Source organism: Streptomyces sp. NPDC021012 (genome assembly GCF_044333355.1).
GTDB lineage: Bacteria > Actinomycetota > Actinomycetes > Streptomycetales > Streptomycetaceae > Streptomyces.
Window position 1 is genome coordinate 654,851 of sequence record NZ_JBIRQU010000001.1, and the last position, 16,613, is coordinate 671,463.

Sequence of the window (16,613 nt, forward strand, 5' to 3'; positions counted from 1 at the left end):
TACGGGCCCTCGCCCGTACGGGTGAACCCCGTACGACACGCGACGTAGGGCGCGGACCGCGCGCCGGGGGCGCGCGCCAGGGTGACCCGGTGTCCGTCACCCCCGTGCCGTACGTGCCCGCCCCCCGTACGTCCGCCCCCGCAGCCGCGGAGCGCGGCGCGCTGCGGCATGCGGCCCCGGCGCTGCTGGGATTCCTGGCGGTGCGGCTCCTGGGGCTCGCGGTGCTCGCCCGCTGGGCGCATCTGAAGGGGCACGGCCTGTGGCCGCTGCTGGCCCGTTCGTGGGACTCGCTCTGGTACCTGGACATCGCGGGCCACGGATACGCCGACGGCCCCTCCTACCCCCGGGACCTCGCCTTCTTCCCGCTCTTCCCCGGGCTCGTCCGGGCGCTGTCGGCGGTCCTGCCGGGCTCGCGCGCCTCGGTCGCGCTCGGTATCGCCGTGGTGGGCTCGCTGGTCGCCGCCTGGGGGGTGTTCGCGGTCGGCGACCGGCTGCGCGGGCGGCGGACCGGCACGGTCCTCGCCGTCCTGTGGGGCGCCTCGCCGGTGGCCGCCGTGCAGTGGATGGGGTACACGGAGTCGCTGTTCACGGCGTTCGCCGCCTGGGCCCTGTACGCGGTGCTCGCCGGGCGCTGGGCGTGGGCGGCGGGGCTCGCGGTGGCCGCCGGTCTGACCCGGCCGACCGGGCTCGCGGTCGCGGCGGCGGTCTGCGCGGCGGGGCTGCTCGCCGTCGCCCGGGGCGAGCGGCGGGCCCTGGCCGCCGCCCTGACGGCGCCGCTGGGCTGGCTCGGGTACGTGGGGTGGGTCGCGCTCGTACGGGGGCGCTGGGACGGCTACTTCGAGGTGCAGCGGCGCTGGGGGAACGCCTGGGACGGGGGCGCGGAGACCCTGCGGGAGCTGCGGCGGTACCTGGTCCACAGCCCGGCCCCGTCGTTCTTCCTGGCCGTCGTCTCGGGGGTGCTGCTGGTGTCCGCCGGGCTGTACGCGTGCTGTCTCGCGGACCGGCAGCCGGCGCCGCTGCTCGTGTTCACGGGGGTGCTGCTGCTCGTCGTCCTCGGCAGCGACGGGGTCTGGTTCCCCCGCGCCCGCTTCCTGCTGCCGGGCTTCCCGCTGCTGCTGCCGCTCGCCGTGGGGATCGCCCGCGCCCGCCGGCACGTCGCCGCCCTCGTCCTCGCGGGGGCGGCGCTGTCCTCGGCGTGGCTGGGCGGCCACATGCTGCTCGTGTGGGGCGGCGCGCCGTGAACGGGCTCAGCCGAAGCGGCCGTTGACGTAGTCGGCGGTGCGCGGGTCGCTCGGCGAGCCGAACACCGTCTCCGTCGGGCCGTGCTCGACGATCACGCCCGGGGTCCCCTGCTCGGCGAGGAAGAACGCGCAGGAGTCGGAGACGCGGGCCGCCTGCTGCATGTTGTGGGTGACGATCACGACGGTGACCTCGGCCTTCAGCTCGGCGATGGTCTCCTCGACGCGCCGGGTGGAGGTCGGGTCGAGCGCCGAGCAGGGCTCGTCCATGAGCAGGACGCGGGGGCGGACGGCGAGCGAGCGGGCGATGCAGAGCCGCTGCTGCTGGCCGCCGGAGAGCGCCCCGCCGGGCTGCCGCAGCCGGTCCTTGACCTCGCGCCAGAGCCCGGCCCTGGTGAGGCACTCCTCGACGAGCCCGTCCTTCGTGGCCTTGTCCGCCCGGATGCCGCCGAGCTTCAGGCCGGCGAGGACGTTCTCGTACAGGGACATCGCGGGGAACGGGTTGGGCTTCTGGAAGACCATGCCGATCTCGCGGCGGGCGTGGGTGATGCGGCGGCCCCGGTCGTAGATGTCGGCGCCGTCGAGGAGGACCCGGCCGGCGAGGGAGGCGGTGCCGGTGAGTTCGTGCATCCGGTTGAGGATGCGCAGGAAGGTCGACTTCCCGCAGCCGGAGGGGCCGATGAGGGCGGTGACCTCGCGGGCGGGCATGGCGAGCGAGACCCGGTCGAGGACCTTCCGGTCGCCGAACCAGGCGGAGACGGCCTCGGCTTCGAGCGCGGCCGCCCGGGACGGGGCCGGGGCGTCCGGCGGTACGGGCGGCAGGGTGACGGTGTCGGCGAGATCGGTCACGGGGTGACTCCCTTGCGGTCAGAGGAGGTTGGGGAGGAGACGGGTCAACTGGCCCGAGACGGCGACGCCGAGGGCGACGAGGACCGGGACGGCCGTGACCCAGGTCTGCCGGCGGCCCCAGCGGCGCCGGGCGGCGACGGTGAGCAGGGCGGCGGCGAGCAGGCCCTGGACGCCGAGGAAGATCCCGGGCCAGACGTCGGCCTCCCCGGCGAGCGGCTCCTCCGCGGCGGTGATCCAGCCGGCCTTCAGCGGCCGGGGCGGGCTGGGCTGCGCGGCGGAGAGCAGCTTCGCGTCGACCCGGACGACGCCCTCGGGTGTGTACGCGCCGCCGCTCGCGGTCAGCAGGGTGAGCCGGCCCTCCCCCGGGCCGAGGGGGGCGGGCAGCGGGTCGCCCGCGCGGCGGACGGCCGTCACCTCGTACACGGCCTTCCCCTGGCCGGTCGTCACCTCGACGCGGGCGCCGGGCGGGAGCCGGTGGACATCGAGGAAGGGGCTGCCGTAGCCCCACTGGCGACCCATGATCACGCTGGCGCCCGGCTGGCCGGGCAGCGCCGTGTCCCGGCGGTGGCCGGGGCCCGACATGAGGACCCCGGAGGTGGTGCCCTCGGCGACGACCTCGCGCAGACCGAGCGCGGGGATGCGCAGGAGCGCGACGGGCGCGCCGAGGGCGACCGGCTTCCCGTCGTAGGTGGACTGGCCCACGGGCGCGGTGCCGAGGGCGAGTTGCTCGCGCAGCTCGTCGTAGGCGGTGGACTGGTCGCGGGCGTGCTGGAGGTGTCCGACGACCGTGAGGTTGGCCGCGAAGCCGATGAGCAGGGCGGCGAGGACGCACAGGGCCGCCCCGGCCAGGGCGAGCCCGGCACGGGGGGCGGCGGGGGGCGGGGCGGTGGTCACGGGCGCGGGGCCTTGCGGCGGGTGCGGCGGGTCTGGATCACGGCGGCCGCGCCGAGGAGGCAGAGGGCGAGCGCGCCGAGCGCGGCGGAGGCGGCGGAGGCGGTGCCGGTGGCGGCGAGGCTGCCGGAGCCGCCGTTGGCGGTGGTGCCGGTGGTGCCGGTGGTGCCTCCGCCCGTACTGCTCGTACCGCTCGTACCGCTGTCGCCGCCGGAGCCGTCACCGGTGGTGCCGGTGGTGCCGGTGGAAGCGGTCGGGGTCGTGGTGGGCGTGGCCGTGTCGCCGGGCTCGTCGGTCGGGTCGTCGGTCGGGTCGTCCGTGGGCTCGTCGGTCGGGCTCTCCGTGGACGTCGGGGTGCCGGTGCCGCTCGGGGTGCCGGTCGGGGTCGGCGTCGTGGTGCCGGTCGGGGTGGGCGTGACGTCGGGGCCCGCGTAGAAGCTGGAGAGCCGGGACGAGGCGGTGTACGCGGCCGGGTCGGCGGGCGTGTACTGCGCCAGGACGGGGAACTCGGCGTTGACCGTGTCGCGCATGGTGGCGCCGATGGCCGCCTTGCCGTCCACCAGGTCCTTCGTGCCGAGCTCGACGACCTCGTCGTCGACGAGCGTGAGGAAGGTGACCGTGCCGGCGGCGGTGGCCGGCTGGACCTCGGCGGTGATCGTGAAGGGGCGGCCGGCGGGCGGGTTGGCACTGTCGGCGGTGACGCTCAGGTTGGTCGCCTGCTGGTCGATGGCGGCCCAGTTGTCGCCGGTGACCTCGATCATCCGGGAGAAGTACTCGGCGCGCGCCTCGCCGTCCGCCGTCTCGCAGGAGAGCCGCAGCTCGTACCGGCCGTCGAGGGGCCCGGAGGGCACGAGTTCGCGCAGCCGGTCCTGGAGCGTGGCGTAGCCGGCGCCGGTGCCGGTGAGCGGGCCGGACACCGGGGTGGTGCCGAGCGGGCCGCCGGGGACGACCTCGGCAATGGGCGCGGAGGCCGTCGGGTCGCCGGGGTTGACGAGGGCGAGGACACCCTTGACGTACGGCTTGTCGGGCGCGGCGGGCGCCGGGCAGGCGGCGGCCGCGGTGACGGCCGTCGGGCCCGTGGACACCGGGCCCGAGGCGGGGGTGAGGGTGAAGGTGCCGTGCCGGGTGGCGGCGCCGGCGGGCGTGGACACGGCGAGGACGACCGCCAGGGTGCCGCAGAGGAGGGCGAGTGCCGTGAGCAGGGCCACGGGTGATCTGAGCTGTGCGAGCCGGTTCATGGGGCGGGTTCCTCCGGGGCGGATGGCGAAGAGGCGGATGACGGGGAGCGGGCCGGGGTGGGCGGGGTACGCCGTGGGGCCGGGCACCACGGGGGTGCCCGGCCGGTGTGCGGTCAGGAGGGGGCGGTGGTCAGCGCTCGCCCTTGATGGCCGTGGCGCCGCAGGCGGTGCCGAGGGTGCCGAAGCCGTAGGTGGTGATGGTGGTGCCGGCGGCGCAGACCTTGGAGGAGGAGCCGACGAAGGTCGACGCGATCGTCGAGTTGGTCAGCTTGGCGGTCGGGACGACGTTGTAGACGTCACGGGTGAAGGGGAAGGCGAGGTTGAGCGTCTTGTCGGCGTTGCGGGGCGCGACGGTGCCGACGGAGCCGAGGACGGCGGCGCCGCGGCGGTCGGTGACGACGGCCTTCTCCTGCGCCGTGTACTGGGCGACGGAGTACGGGGCGATGTCACCGGCGGTGTCGAGGACGGTGCCGTCGTTCTCCTGGACGCCCTGCTGGACGCAGGCGCCGGGCGCGGTCACGCCGATGGAGGCGAGGAAGAACGCGCGGGTGCCGGAGTTGGACTGCGGCAGGATCGGGGTGAGCGCGACGCCGTTGAGGGACGTCGTGGTGCACTCGTAGATCGCCTTCAGCTGTGCGGCCGTCAGGTCGGACGGCAGGGCGCTGTCGGAGCGCTTCACCCAGGACACCGCGTCCTTGGCGAAGGGGATCCAGGTCAGGTCCGTGGTGCTGGTGTCGGCCGGGCCGCGCGAGGAGCGGGCGAAGTCGAGGCAGCCGGAGTTGGTGTCCACGGCGTTGCGCAGGGCGTCGATGCCGGCCGAGGAGCCGTTCGGGCGGTTGATGACGCAGCCGGTCGCCTTGGTCTTGATGGTGGCGGTGCCGGTGGCGTCCCAGGAGGCGATGACCTTCTGGCCGAGGGCATTGACGACGACGTTGCCGAGGCCGTTCACGACGTCCTGGGTCGTGTCGGAGCCGACGCCGGCGAGCGTGCGGTACTGGGTGACCGGGCTGGGGTCGGCCTGCGCGGCGGGGGCGAGGGCGACACCGAGGCCGAGGGCGGCCACACCGAGGGCGGCACCGATACGAGCGCGGGACTTGACGTTCACTTCTGATCTCCTCCGCGAAAACGGATGACATGGAATGGACGCACAAGCAGAATCCGGATTCTTTTTCCGACCGGTCCGTCGACCGGCCGGGAACAACAATTCCGCACGGGCCGCGGGGGCGGCCACCACGTTCAGCCGCTCTTTAGGTGACGAATTCCTGTCCTAGGTGAATCCGGGGGAATCCGGCGACGGCCCGCGATTCCGAGGAAAGCGGGTCCGGCGAGGGCGGCGAGACCGCCGGCGACCAGGACGGAGAGCAGGACCCAGCGGATGACGCCGAGGACCTGGGAGGGGGTGCTGCCGGTGGCGGTCAGCTGCCCGGCGGGAGAACCGCCGCCCGCGCCTCCGCCGGAGGCCGGTGCCGGCCCTGCGGACGGCGAGGCCGTGCCCGTACCGCCGCCGGATCCGGTGGCCCCACCCGCACCGGAGCCGGTGGAACCCGCACCACCGGAGCCGGAGCCGGAGCTGGAACCGGAGCCCGAGTCCGTCCCGGACACCGCCCCCGCCCCCTCCCCCGCGCCCGTTCCGCCGGTGGATCCGGTGGTGGTGCCGGGTCCGGCCGGGGTCCCGCGTTCCAGGCGGTCGGCCGCGGCGGCGGCCTGGGCCCGCAGCTTCACGGGCAGCGGGGCGTACCCGAAGGGCAGTTCGCCGGGGGCGGTGCCCTGTTTCTGGCCGGGCCCGGCCGCGTACCGCAGCACGCGCGCGTAGTCCCTGCGGGCGTCGGCCGGGAGGGCGGTGGAGGCGGCGGCGTAGGTGACGGTCGTCAGCGGGTAGGCGCCGTTCCTGGCGCGGGCCGGGTCGGAGGCGAGGACGCCGGGCACGGCGGAGTCCCCGAACTGCTCGACCGCCTTGAGCAGGGAGGTCGTGGTGGGCCGCACGTAGGCGCCGTCGGCGTTCCGCAGGGCGGCGATCTGGAGCTGGTAGCGGGACGCGGAGGCGGTGTCGGTGATGCCGTAGGCGTGCCGCTGGCCGATCAGGACGTCCCGGCCGACGAGCTTCGGCCCGTTGGTCACGGGGTCGTACTGGGCCTGGTCCTTCGCGTTGTTGGTGCCCCGCCGCACCCAGCGGGCGGCGTCGTGCATGTCGAGCGCGTAGGGCGAGCGGTCGATCATGCCGTACTTGATGGTCTTGTCGTTCGAGACGAGTTCGGTCTCCGTGGGGTCCGCCTTCATGAATTCGTCGGCGCCGTTCGCGGCGAGTCCGAGCTCCTTGAAGTAGGGGTTTACCCGCATTCCCCAGGGGTCCTTCTTCCCCTCCAGGAAATCCCGTGCCTCCTTGTCGGACCGCAGATAGTTCCAGACGATCCGGGCGCTGTCGGAACGGTCGGCGGCGAGCAGGATCCCGCCGGGGTAGACCTGGGGAGCCTGCGGCGAGCGCTGGAATTCAGGATTCAGTTCCAGGAATTCCGGGTCGCGGACGACGGATTCCGGGTTCCCCTTCAGGTGGTCGGGGACGGGGGCGGTGTCGGTGAGGTACCGGACGTCGTACGGGTACGAGGCGGTGAGCAGCTTCGCGAGGAGGCGGGGGCTCAGCTTCAGGTCCTCGACGAGTCCGATGCCGCCGGCCTCCCAGAAGAAACCCACGGTGAGTCCGTCGACGGCGACGGGCGCGTGCACGAAGCCGGTCCCCTCCACCGGTTGGACGGTGAAGGCGAGGCCGGGCGAGGTGGCCGTCGGGTTCTGCAGGCCGCTGCGGGCCAGGTCCTCGCCGCGCTGGGTGAAGGTGAAGCGGCTGGTGCCGTCGGCGCAGAGCGCCGACTGCCAGGACGTGACGGCGTCGGTGACGAGTTCGGAGCCGGTCATGCGGCGCTCGGCCTTGTCCGTGGGGCAGGGCTCGCGGACCGGCAGGAAGTCGAGCGGGAAGACGATCCGCTGGTTCCAGTTCGTGGTGGAGAACGGGGAGGTGTTCGGCCGGTGGTTGTTGCCGGTCGAGCCGTCGGGCTCGTGGGAGCCCCGGGGCACCACGACGAGCCAGCAGCCCCGGCCGCGCACCTGTGTACCGGTGCCGACCGGGTCGCCGCAGCCGAGGTGCGGGGCCTCCCGCGTGGTCTGGAGGTTGAAGGCCGCCTCGCCGGTGCCGTCGGGCTGGGTGGCGACGAAGAACTCCTCGTTGGTGTCGCCCGCGCTGAAGTACGTCCAGTCGGTGACCTTCTTCGTCGGCGGCCCCGACACGGGCGTGAAGGGCACGAACGGGCTGGTCAGCTGCCCGGGGACGTCCGGGTCGGGGATCGGCTCGGCGTACTGCCTCTCCAGCGGGTCGGTGCCGGGTACGAGCTCCCGCCGGGCGATGTGGGTGCCGAAGTTGCCGCCGCTGGTGACCCCGGCGCCGAACTGGCACTGCTCGCGCCTCGGTCCGGCCGGGTCGTCGCCCCAGCACTGCATGATCTGGAGGTAGTCGGTGTTGAAGCCCTGGGTCGGCTTCCCGCCCTTCCAGGTGATCCGCAGCCCCTGCGCGCGCAGGTTCCTCGTCTGGTGGACGGTGACTTCGAGCCCCGAGAAGTCGTCGTACGGCCCCTTGGAGCCGCGCTTGGTGACGGCCGAGCTCCCGCTCTCGGCGGCCGCCGCCTCGGGGCCCGGCACCGGCGGGAGCAGGGCGAGCAGGACGGCGGCGAGCAGGGCGCCGACACCGACGGCCCTGCGGCGTACGCCGGTCCGGGCGCTCATCGGGTGCCCCCGGTGCGCTGGGCGCGGGCGGCGAGGGCGCGTCCGACGAGCGGGGGACCGACGACGGTCGCGAGGAGCAGGACGGCCGACAGGGCCATGAGCAGTCCGCGGAGCCCGCCGCCCGTGTCGGCGGCGAGGGTGACCGGGGTGCCGGCGATCCCGGCGGCGCCGGGGTCCCCGCCCGTGCCCTGGGCGCCGCCCGGGCCCGTACCGCCTCCGGCCGCGCCGCCGGGGAGCACCTCTCCGGTGTCGGGGTCGACGGCCGAGCCGCCCCCGGCCGCGGCGCCGGAGGCCCCCGCGCCTCCGCCGGACGCGGAAGCACCGGAGGCGGAGGCGGAACCGGGGCCCGAGCCGGCGGCGGAGCCCGTACCACCGCTCGTGGCGGAACCGCCTGAGGAGACGGAACCGTTCGAGGAGCCGTTCGCCGAACCGCCGCCGGACGCCGACCCGTTGGCCGACCCGGAGGCCGAACCGCCCTGGTTCACCTGCGTGCTCGTGCCGCGCGCGCCGCCCGTGCCGTCGGCGCACTGGGTCGTGCCGCGCCTGTCGCAGTCCTTCGGCATCGGCGCGTTCCTGGCGAGGGTGTTGGTGCCGTCCGCCGAGAAGGTGGGGTTGCGGCAGTCGGACAGGTCGACGGCGCCGGTGGGCGCCCCGGGTATCCGGCGGACCTGCTCGAAGCCCGCCTGGACGAGGTTCCTCGGCAGCGGCGAGTAGCCGAGCTCCTCGGCCTGCTGCTGGCCCTCGCAGAGGAAGTAGCGGGCGAAGGTGCCGAGCGAGCGGCCCTTCTCCGTGGTGTGCGGGGCGGCGGTGCTGGTGGGGACGATCATGTAGCTGTAGCTGGAGAGCGGGTAGCTCCGCCTGTCGGTGGAGCGGTAGACGCCGTCGAGGATCTGCGTCAGGTAGTCGGTCGAACCCCGGTCGTCGTTGATCCGGGCCTTCAGCAGGGCGACGGCCACGCTGGAGGCGGTCGGTTCGACGTAGTACCCGGCGGCGTTGAGGACCTTGACGACCGGGAAGTGGGCGTTGACGGCGTACGAGTACTCGACGTAGGTGATGGCGCCCTCGCCCTGCGGCTGCCGGACGTGCGCGGAGACGCCGAGCGAGCCGGACTTGGCGACGGTGGTGGTGCCGGGGACGACGGGGAAGTACGAGGTCATCCCGCAGGGCGTCTGGCGGCCGGCGCGGCGGCAGTAGTCGTCCCAGACGGCGCCGTGCTCCTTGGCGAGCCAGGTGGTGAACTGGGCGGTGGTGCCCGAGCCGTCGGAGCGCACGACCGGGACGACGCGCCGGGCGGGGAGCGTCAGGCCGGGGTTGTCGGCCTTGATCTCGGGCGCGTTCCACATGGTCAGCCGCCCGGTGAAGATCTTCGCGAGGACGGGCCCGGAGAGGCGCAGGTTGGTGACCTGGCGGCCGCCGATGCGCAGGTTGTACATGAAGGAGGTGCCGCCCGCGACGATCGGCATGTAGGCGTAGCCGCGGCTGGGCGGGACGTCGGTGGCGCTGCCGTCCCTGAGGCCGTACGGGATCTCGGAGACGGCGAAGTCGACGGTGCCGTTCTTGAACTGCTCGCGGCCCTGCGAGGAGCCGTTGGCGTTGAAGTTGACCGTGAGGCCGACGTTGGCGCCGATGTTGCGGCGCCACTGCTCGACGGCGTTGGAGCTCCAGGTCGAGCCCGAGCCGGTGATCTTCGTGTATCCGGCGGCCTGCGCGGCGGGCGGCCGGACGAGGAGGGCGAGCAGCGCGCACAGGACGGCGGCGAGGCCCAGGAGGGTGCGGGTGGCGGACACGGGTCTCACGGCGTACTCCCGGAAGGTGCGGACGATCGGGCGGCATCGCGCCTGGACGCCTCGGCCCTGCGCCGCTCCTGGCGCTTCGTCAGCTGCCCGGGCCCGCGCCCGCCCGCGATCCGGGCGAGGACGAACAGGAGCAGGACGAGCAGCATGAGGACGGCGGCGGTGCCGAAGCCGCGGGCGATCATGTTCGGTTCGGGCGACTTGACGAGCTCGAAGGTGGCGAGCGGCAGGGAGACCTGGGCGCCGGAGGTCGGCAGGGCGTTCAGCTCGGCGGTGAAGCCGGCGGTGAGGAGGACCGGCGAGGTCTCCCCCACCCCGCGCGCGGTACCGAGGATGACGGCCGTGGTCAGCCCGGAGCGGGCGGTCGGCAGGACGACGTGCCAGACCGTGCGCCAGCGCGAGGACCCCATGGCGTACGAGGCCTCCCGCAGCGTCCCGGGGACGAGCCGGATGACGACGTCGGCGGCGCGGATGATGATCGGCAGCATCATCACGGAGAGCGCGAGCGAGGCGGCGAGGCCGGAGCGCTCCGTGCCCAGGCCCAGGATGACCGTCGCGTAGACGAACAGGCCCGCGACGATCGAGGGCAGCGCGGTCATGGCCTCGACGACCGTACGGACCAGGCGCGCGAACGGTCCCGGCACCTCGGTGAGGAAGACCGCGCAGACGATTCCGGCGGGCACGGTCAGCGCGAGCGCGATGCCGACCTGTTCGAGGGTGCCGACGACGGCGTGCAGGATGCCGCCGACGTCGAGCGGTTCGAGGGGTCCGGCGAGGCCCATGTCCTCGGTGAAGAAGTTCAGGTGGACGAGGGCCTTGCGGCCCTCCCAGAGGGTGAAGGCGACGACGAAGACGAGGACGGCGAGCAGGACGAGGCCCAGGGTGCGCACGACGACGCCGGCGAGCCGGTCGCGGACGGCGGGCCCGTCCTCGTCGAAGGAGACGAGCAGGGCGTAGAGCCCGAGGAAGAGGGCGTACGCGACGAGGACGAAGCCGACGGCGCCGCTGAAGGGCAGCAGGCGGGCGAAGAGCAGCCAGGCGAGGGCGAGGGAGGCGGCCGCGGCGCCCAGCACCGCGTACACGTCGGAGGCGCGCAGGGTGCCGGTGGCGCGCCGCCGTTCGGGTCCTGGCGGCGGGGCCTGCTCGGCGGGCGGTCGCAGCGCCGGCCGCTCCGGGGCGATGGTCATGGGGTTCCCCCTGTTACGCGTCGCTGGTGGCGCCGGAGCGGCTGCGGGCGACGATGGACGAGGCGGCGAAGTTGACGATCAGGGTCATGACGAAGAGGGCGAAGCCGGCCGCCATGAGGGCGGACATGCCGAAGGGGGTGGCCTCGCCGTAGCGCAGGGCGATGAGGGAGGACACCGAGCTGGTGCCGGTCTGCAGGACGTGCCACTGGATGGTGAAGACCTGCGAGATGACCATGTAGACGGCGATGGTCTCGCCGAGGGCGCGGCCGAGGCCGAGCATGGTGCCGCCGATCATGCCGCCCTTGCCGAAGGGCAGGACGACGCTGCGGATCATGCCCCAGCGGGTCGCGCCGAGCGCGTAGGCGCCCTCGCGTTCGCCGGCCGGGGCCTGGGAGAAGACCTCGCGCATGATCGAGCAGATGATCGGCGCGACCATCATGGCGACGACGAGCCCGGCGACGAAGGTCGACGAGGTGTAGACGGTCGGCGGGGCGAGCGGGTCGTCCGGGTCGGCGCCGTCGACGCGGAGGAACGGGATCCAGCCGAGGTACGTGGCGATCCAGCGGGCGATCGGGAGGATCGACTCCTCCAGCCAGAAGACGCCCCAGAGGCCGTAGACGACGGACGGCACGGCGGCCATCAGGTCGACGGTGGAGATCAGGGTGCGGCGCAGCCGGGGCGGGGCGTACTCCGAGATGTAGAGCGCCGCGCCGGTGGCGAGCGGGACGGCGACGACGATCGCGACCAGGGCGATCAGCACGGTGCCGAGGAGGACGGCCGCGATGCCGAAGCGGCCCGCGTCCGGCTCCCAGCTCTCGGTGGTGAGGAAGGACGGTCCGGCACGGTCGAGGGCCTGCCAGGCACGGTGCAGCAGGAACCCGCCGACCAGGAGCATGACCGCCAGCACGAGACCGCCGCCGGTGCGGGCGACGGTGCGGAAGACCCGGTCGGGCAGGCCGGGGTCGGCGTGGAGCCGTCTCGGTGTGTCCGCGGGCCGCTGCTCAAGGGTCTCGGTCGTCACGGGAAGGACGTAAGTCCGGCCCGGTGGACTCGTGCGCGACGCGATGTGAACGAGGGGAGTGCGCGGGGCAACTTCCGTTCACGGAAAGGAGGTCGAGGGCGAGCCGGGTCAACGGAACGAGGTCACCGGCGCAAGGCCCTCGGCGGGCGTCGGGCCCCTCACCGTAAGGCGGTCGAGGCCCATGCGGGGCCCTCCGCGGCGATCAGGGCGCGGAAGCGCTCGTAGGCGGTGCGGCAGGTGGAGTGGCGTTCGTAGGAGCGGCCGGAGAGGGCGGCGGTGTGTCCCTCGGCGTCACGGAGCAGCCACACCCAGCCGTTGCCGCCGGCGGTGTGCTGCACCCCGCCGGCCATGGCCGCGTGCCCCGCGCAGAGCGCGGCGAAGGCCTCGCGGCAGCCGGCGTGGTCGTCGTAGCAGCCCCCCGACCGCGCGACGACCCTTCCGTTCTGGGCGACGAGTCGCCATCCGTACCGTCCGTCGGCCCCCATGTCGACCAGACAACGCGTCCCGGACACACCGGTGTCCTTGGTCATCGCCCCCACCCCCACAGTCTCGGCAGGGGCAATCTATTGAGACGGCCGTGACGGTTGGGCGCTAAACCATTTGCCGGTCGCACACTTCATCGGGCCGTTGCCCCGCGGACATCCGACCCGAGGACCCGACGACCCGGCGACCCGGCCCCCCGTACGGCTCAGCCGGTGGCGAGCAGGATTACGAGGAGCAGCAGCCCGGCCACGGCGGGGCCGACGATCTCGTACGCCCAGCGCACCTGCGGCTCGCCCTGCGCGCCCGGGGTGCCGCCGCGCAGCTCGGCGAGCTCGCGCAGGTCGGCGACGGTCTTGTCGCCGGCCGCCATCCGGGCGGCGCTGTCGCGTACGTCGGCGGTGACGGAGGTACGGCCGTGCGGATCGTCCTGGGAGGCGCGGGCGGCGTTGCGGGCGGCCTTCTTCCGCTGGCGCAGCGAGACGGGGATCGCCCACAGCTGGTACTTGGCGCCCTCCTGGGTGAAGACCTCGCTGGAGTAGCCGGCGCGGACGTCGGCGACCGCGGCCCAGGGCAGCGTGATCGACCGGAAGGGGTTGCGGATCCGGAGCCGGTCGTCGTCGGCGTACACGGCGGGCCGGATCGTGAACGCGACGATCAGCGGGACGGCGAGGACGAGGCCCGCGAGGGCGAGCCAGGGCGCGCGGCCCTCGCCGCGGACCATCGCGTCCCCGGCGAACAGGGCCGCGAGGATCAGCAGGAAGACCCCGCTCGCGATGCCGAGGGGCGACCGGAAGACGGTGGCGGCGGACGGCTGTGCGGGGGTCGACTCGCGGCTCGGCTCGTGGCTGGGCTCGGGGGTCGGCTCGGGGGTCGTCATGCCGCCGATTGTGCCTCAGCGGTCCCGGGACGGCTCAGGCGGCCCGCGCGGCCACGAGATCCGCGTACACGATGATGTTGTCGGGCCGGTGGCCGTCGACCAGCTCCCCGCCGCAGGTGACGAGGCGCAGCTCGGGGCGCTTGGTGTTCCCGTACACCTTGGCGGTCGGGAAGGCGTCCTTGTCGACCTGCTCCAGCTCCCGGACCCGGAAGACGGCGGTCGTGCCGTCGGCGCGGGTCACGGTGATCTCGTCGCCGACCCCGACCTTGGACACGTTCCTGAGGACGGCCGGGCCGCGGGCGGTGTCGAAGTGGCCGATGAGGACGGCGGGGCCGGTCTCGCCGGGCGTGACGCCCTTGTCGTACCACCCGATGCGGTCGGCCTCGGCGACGGAGGGCACCTCGACGGTGCCGTCGGCGTTCAGGCCCAGGTCCAGGATCGGCCGGGCGTCGACCCCTGCGGCGGGCACCCGGACCCGCACGGGCAGCGAGCGGGCCATCGGCCGCACGGCCGCCTCCGGCGCGGGCGCGGGCGCGGGTGCGGTGGCCCGCGAGATGTGTGCGGGCGGCGTGGCGGCCCCCTGCTCCCCTCCGGCGGAGCACCCGGTGAGCGCGGCGAGTACGGCGACGAGGAGAAGGGCGGCGGGACGACGGCTCACGGGAGGGCTCCGGACGTGCTGGGGAAGGGGCGCGGCCGGCCGCCGCGCGGGACGCGGCGACCGGCCTGGGGTGGGGCGTGCTCCCGGCTCGGGTCAAAGGGCGGGAGATGCGGTACGGGGCCCTCCGGGCCCGTGGTCAGACGCGGTCGGCGGCGGCCCGGCGGCGCAGGACGACGAAGCCGAGGCCCGCGGCGGCGAGGGAGGCCGCGCCCGCGCCGGCCGCGATCAGGGCGGTGGAGTCGCCCTCGGCGGCGAACTCGGCGCCGGCCGCGACGCCGCCCTTCGGGATGACGGAGGTCTGCCCGGTGTTGGTGGTGGTGCCGGTGTTGCCCGCGGGGGCCGGGGTGGTGGCGGACGGCGCCGGGGTGGCCGTGGCGTCCTTCTCGCAGCCCTTGGGGAGCTTCGGGAAGGCGGTCCAGGTGAACGGCGTGTCGCCGCCCTGGGTGCGCTGGCCGAGCTGCGGGGTGGTGGTGTTCGCGCCCTTGATCGTGAGGCCCTGTCCCAGGTCGGCCGGGTGGGCGCGGTCGACGGTGACGAGGGCCTTGCCCGCCTCGTCCTTGAGGACGGCCTTCGGGCCCTTCTCCAGGTCGTTGGTGAGGGTCACGGTGAGCAGCGCGAAGACCGAGGGGACGTCCTGCTGGACGGTGCACTTGCCGAGGGTGACGACGGGGCCCGGGGCGGGCGTGTGGCCCGCGCCCTGGACGAGCTCCGGGGCGGCCTGCTTCGAGGAGCCCGGAATGTAGGCGGCGAAGCCCCCGTCCTGCTCCAGGACGACGACGGCCTTGCCGTACGTCCAGACCTGGCGGGATCCGCTCAGGTAGGTGAAGCCGCGGCCCTTTCCGTTCTCGATCAGCTGGAGGCCGTAGCGGCCGTCCTTCCTGGCGAGCTCCAGGAGCGTGCCGTCGGCGAGGCGGTAGACGCCCGGCGTGGCCCCGGGGACGTAGTTGCGGTTCCAGTTGTAGGTGGTGCCGTCCGGGTTGAGGACGAAGAACTCGCCGTTGTCGTTGCCGGCGACGGAGCGGGTGACCGCCTCCAGGACGCCGACCGGGTTGCCCTGGTGGAAGAGCTCGGCGCGGTAGTTCTGCTCCTTGACCTTGTAGATCTTGGCGATCGTGCCGCCGATCAGGGTCTCGGTCCGGACCAGGGTGCCCTTCGCGGGGTCGGCCTCCACCGGCTTGTCGGTCCCCACCGGCTTCGCGGTCTCCACCGGCTTGGCGCTCTCCGCCGGCTTCGGCGTGCTCACCGGCTTCGCGGCATCGGCCGTCTTGACGGCGTCGGCCGGCTTCACGGCCACCGGGCCGTCGGCGGCGAACGCCGCGCCGGCGGCGAGGGCCGGAGTGGCGAGGGCGACACCCGCGACGAGGGCGGTGGCGACGGCGGTGCGAAGGGCGGTGCGCATAACGACTCCTGTGAAATCAGGCAGGTGGATGGGAGAGTCGCATGCCGCTTTTTCTCGGTCCGACTGTGTCCGGTGAGGTCTGGCTGGCTGCTGATAAGAATCTATTGATCTTGTATGCGGGAGCCGTCCGCTCCGTGTCACGGTCGTGTGACGGGAGTCACCACGCCGCCCGACCCCCTGTGACCTCGGGCTCCATGAAGGGGCTCCCCTGTACAGGTCGCTACGCGCGTAGATATGCTCGACTGGTGACCATGCCCACCACTGCATCCGCAGCATCCGCATTCGCCGACGTGACCGCGTCCGACAGTGCGCTGCGCCGCTTCCTCCACGGGCTGCCCGGCGTCGACGCCGTCGGCCTGGAGGCGCGCGCCGCGTCCCTCGGCACCCGCTCGATCAAGACCACGGCCAAGGCGTACGCCATCGACCTGGCCATCTCCATGATCGACCTGACGACGCTCGAAGGCGCGGACACCCCGGGCAAGGTCCGGGCGCTCGCCGCCAAGGCCGTCAACCCCGATCCGACCGACCGCACGACCCCGAAGACGGCCGCCGTCTGCGTCTACCCCGACATGGTGGCCACCGCCAAGGCCGCCGTCGCGGGCTCCGGCGTCAAGGTCGCCTCCGTCGCCACCGCCTTCCCGGCCGGGCGCGCCGCGCTCCCCGTGAAGCTGGCGGACACCGCCGACGCGATCGCCGCCGGCGCCGACGAGATCGACATGGTCATCGACCGTGGCGCCTTCCTCGCCGGCCGGTACCTGGAGGTCTTCGAGCAGATCGCCGCGATCAAGGCGGAGTGCGGCGACCGCGCCCGCCTCAAGGTGATCTTCGAGACCGGCGAGCTCTCCACGTACGACAACATCCGCCGCGCCTCCTGGCTCGGCATGATGGCCGGCGCGGACTTCATCAAGACCTCGACCGGCAAGGTCGCGGTCAACGCCACCCCGGCGAACACCCTCCTCATGCTGGAGGCCGTGCGCGACTTCCGCGCGCAGACCGGCGTGCAGATCGGCGTGAAGCCGGCCGGCGGCATCCGCAACACCAAGGAAGCGATCAAGTTCCTGGTGCTCGTCAACGAGACCGTGGGCGAGGACTGGCTGGACAACCACTGGTTCCGCTTCGGCGCTTCCAGCCTGCTCAACGACCTGCTGATGCAGCGCCAGAAGCTGGCGACCGGCCGTTACTCCGGCCCCGATTACGTGACGGTGGACTGA

Annotated in this window: 14 protein-coding genes; 2 read left to right on the forward strand and 12 right to left on the reverse strand. The window is 73.8% G+C overall.

What is annotated here, in order from left to right; translation table 11 throughout:
• Positions 1–89: 89 nt before the first annotated feature.
• Positions 90–1,241: a mannosyltransferase family protein gene (locus ACH4TP_RS02990; protein ID WP_398435401.1), complete on the forward strand. Its 1,152-nt coding sequence runs from the start codon at positions 90–92 to the stop codon at positions 1,239–1,241.
• Positions 1,242–1,247: 6 nt separating this feature from the next.
• Here ACH4TP_RS02990 and ACH4TP_RS02995 read toward each other — a convergent pair whose 3' ends face one another.
• The 12 genes from ACH4TP_RS02995 to ACH4TP_RS03050 form a co-directional block, all read right to left on the reverse strand.
• Entirely contained in the window at positions 1,248–2,060 is an 813-nt protein-coding gene (locus ACH4TP_RS02995) for a phosphate ABC transporter ATP-binding protein (protein WP_398435772.1), read from the reverse strand.
• 45 nt (positions 2,061–2,105) lie between these two features.
• A complete protein-coding gene (locus ACH4TP_RS03000) occupies positions 2,106–2,981 on the reverse strand; it encodes a sortase (RefSeq protein ID WP_398435403.1) in 876 nt (291 codons plus the stop codon).
• Entirely contained in the window at positions 2,978–4,216 is a 1,239-nt protein-coding gene (locus tag ACH4TP_RS03005) for a hypothetical protein (RefSeq protein ID WP_398435405.1), read from the reverse strand. Before ACH4TP_RS03005 ends, ACH4TP_RS03000 begins: the two co-directional genes overlap by 4 nt.
• A 130-nt stretch (positions 4,217–4,346) precedes the next feature.
• Positions 4,347–5,321, reverse strand: a complete 975-nt coding sequence (locus tag ACH4TP_RS03010; RefSeq protein WP_398435407.1) for a hypothetical protein — start codon at positions 5,319–5,321, stop codon at positions 4,347–4,349.
• A 131-nt stretch (positions 5,322–5,452) separates the two neighbouring features.
• A complete protein-coding gene (locus tag ACH4TP_RS03015; RefSeq protein ID WP_398435409.1) occupies positions 5,453–7,984 on the reverse strand; it encodes a hypothetical protein in 2,532 nt (843 codons plus the stop codon).
• On the reverse strand, positions 7,981–9,780 hold the full coding sequence (pstS, locus tag ACH4TP_RS03020; protein WP_398435410.1) for a phosphate ABC transporter substrate-binding protein PstS: 1,800 nt from the start codon (positions 9,778–9,780) through the stop codon (positions 7,981–7,983). The genes ACH4TP_RS03015 and pstS overlap by 4 nt, the downstream gene beginning before the upstream one ends.
• The gene (gene pstA / locus ACH4TP_RS03025; protein ID WP_398435412.1) at positions 9,777–10,964 is read right to left on the reverse strand and encodes a phosphate ABC transporter permease PstA; all 1,188 of its coding nucleotides are present in this window, start codon (positions 10,962–10,964) and stop codon (positions 9,777–9,779) included. The genes pstS and pstA overlap by 4 nt, the downstream gene beginning before the upstream one ends.
• A 13-nt stretch (positions 10,965–10,977) precedes the next feature.
• Positions 10,978–11,985: a phosphate ABC transporter permease subunit PstC gene (gene pstC, locus ACH4TP_RS03030; RefSeq protein WP_398435414.1), complete on the reverse strand. Its 1,008-nt coding sequence runs from the start codon at positions 11,983–11,985 to the stop codon at positions 10,978–10,980.
• Positions 11,986–12,143: 158 nt separating this feature from the next.
• Complete coding sequence (locus tag ACH4TP_RS03035; protein ID WP_398435416.1) at positions 12,144–12,515, reverse strand: DUF1508 domain-containing protein; 372 nt, start codon at positions 12,513–12,515, stop codon at positions 12,144–12,146.
• Positions 12,516–12,673: 158 nt separating this feature from the next.
• Positions 12,674–13,345 carry a PH domain-containing protein gene (locus ACH4TP_RS03040; protein ID WP_389220414.1) on the reverse strand — a complete coding sequence of 224 codons (672 nt, stop codon included), beginning with the start codon at positions 13,343–13,345 and terminating at the stop codon, positions 12,674–12,676.
• Between the two features lie 34 nt (positions 13,346–13,379).
• On the reverse strand, positions 13,380–14,003 hold the full coding sequence (locus ACH4TP_RS03045; protein ID WP_398435418.1) for a class F sortase: 624 nt from the start codon (positions 14,001–14,003) through the stop codon (positions 13,380–13,382).
• Between the two features lie 136 nt (positions 14,004–14,139).
• Complete coding sequence (locus tag ACH4TP_RS03050) at positions 14,140–15,402, reverse strand: hypothetical protein (protein ID WP_398435420.1); 1,263 nt, start codon at positions 15,400–15,402, stop codon at positions 14,140–14,142.
• A gap of 251 nt (positions 15,403–15,653) precedes the next feature.
• On the opposite strand from ACH4TP_RS03050, the gene deoC reads away from it, so the two are divergent.
• Positions 15,654–16,613 (forward strand): deoxyribose-phosphate aldolase, encoded by a 960-nt coding sequence (gene deoC, locus ACH4TP_RS03055; protein ID WP_361396271.1) that lies wholly within the window; start codon positions 15,654–15,656, stop codon positions 16,611–16,613.

Bases quoted from the DNA above. Each gene is read 5' to 3' on its own strand.
- ACH4TP_RS03005 (WP_398435405.1), bottom strand. From the start codon at position 4,216: ATGAACCGGCTCGCACAGCTCAGATCACCCGTGGCCCTGCTCACGGCA.
- ACH4TP_RS03015 (WP_398435409.1), bottom strand. From the start codon at position 7,984: ATGAGCGCCCGGACCGGCGTACGCCGCAGGGCCGTCGGTGTCGGCGCC.
- pstA (WP_398435412.1), bottom strand. From the start codon at position 10,964: ATGACCATCGCCCCGGAGCGGCCGGCGCTGCGACCGCCCGCCGAGCAG.
- ACH4TP_RS03035 (WP_398435416.1), bottom strand. From the start codon at position 12,515: ATGACCAAGGACACCGGTGTGTCCGGGACGCGTTGTCTGGTCGACATG.
- ACH4TP_RS03040 (WP_389220414.1), bottom strand. From the start codon at position 13,345: ATGACGACCCCCGAGCCGACCCCCGAGCCCAGCCACGAGCCGAGCCGC.
- ACH4TP_RS03050 (WP_398435420.1), bottom strand. From the start codon at position 15,402: ATGCGCACCGCCCTTCGCACCGCCGTCGCCACCGCCCTCGTCGCGGGT.
- deoC (WP_361396271.1), top strand. From the start codon at position 15,654: ATGCCCACCACTGCATCCGCAGCATCCGCATTCGCCGACGTGACCGCG.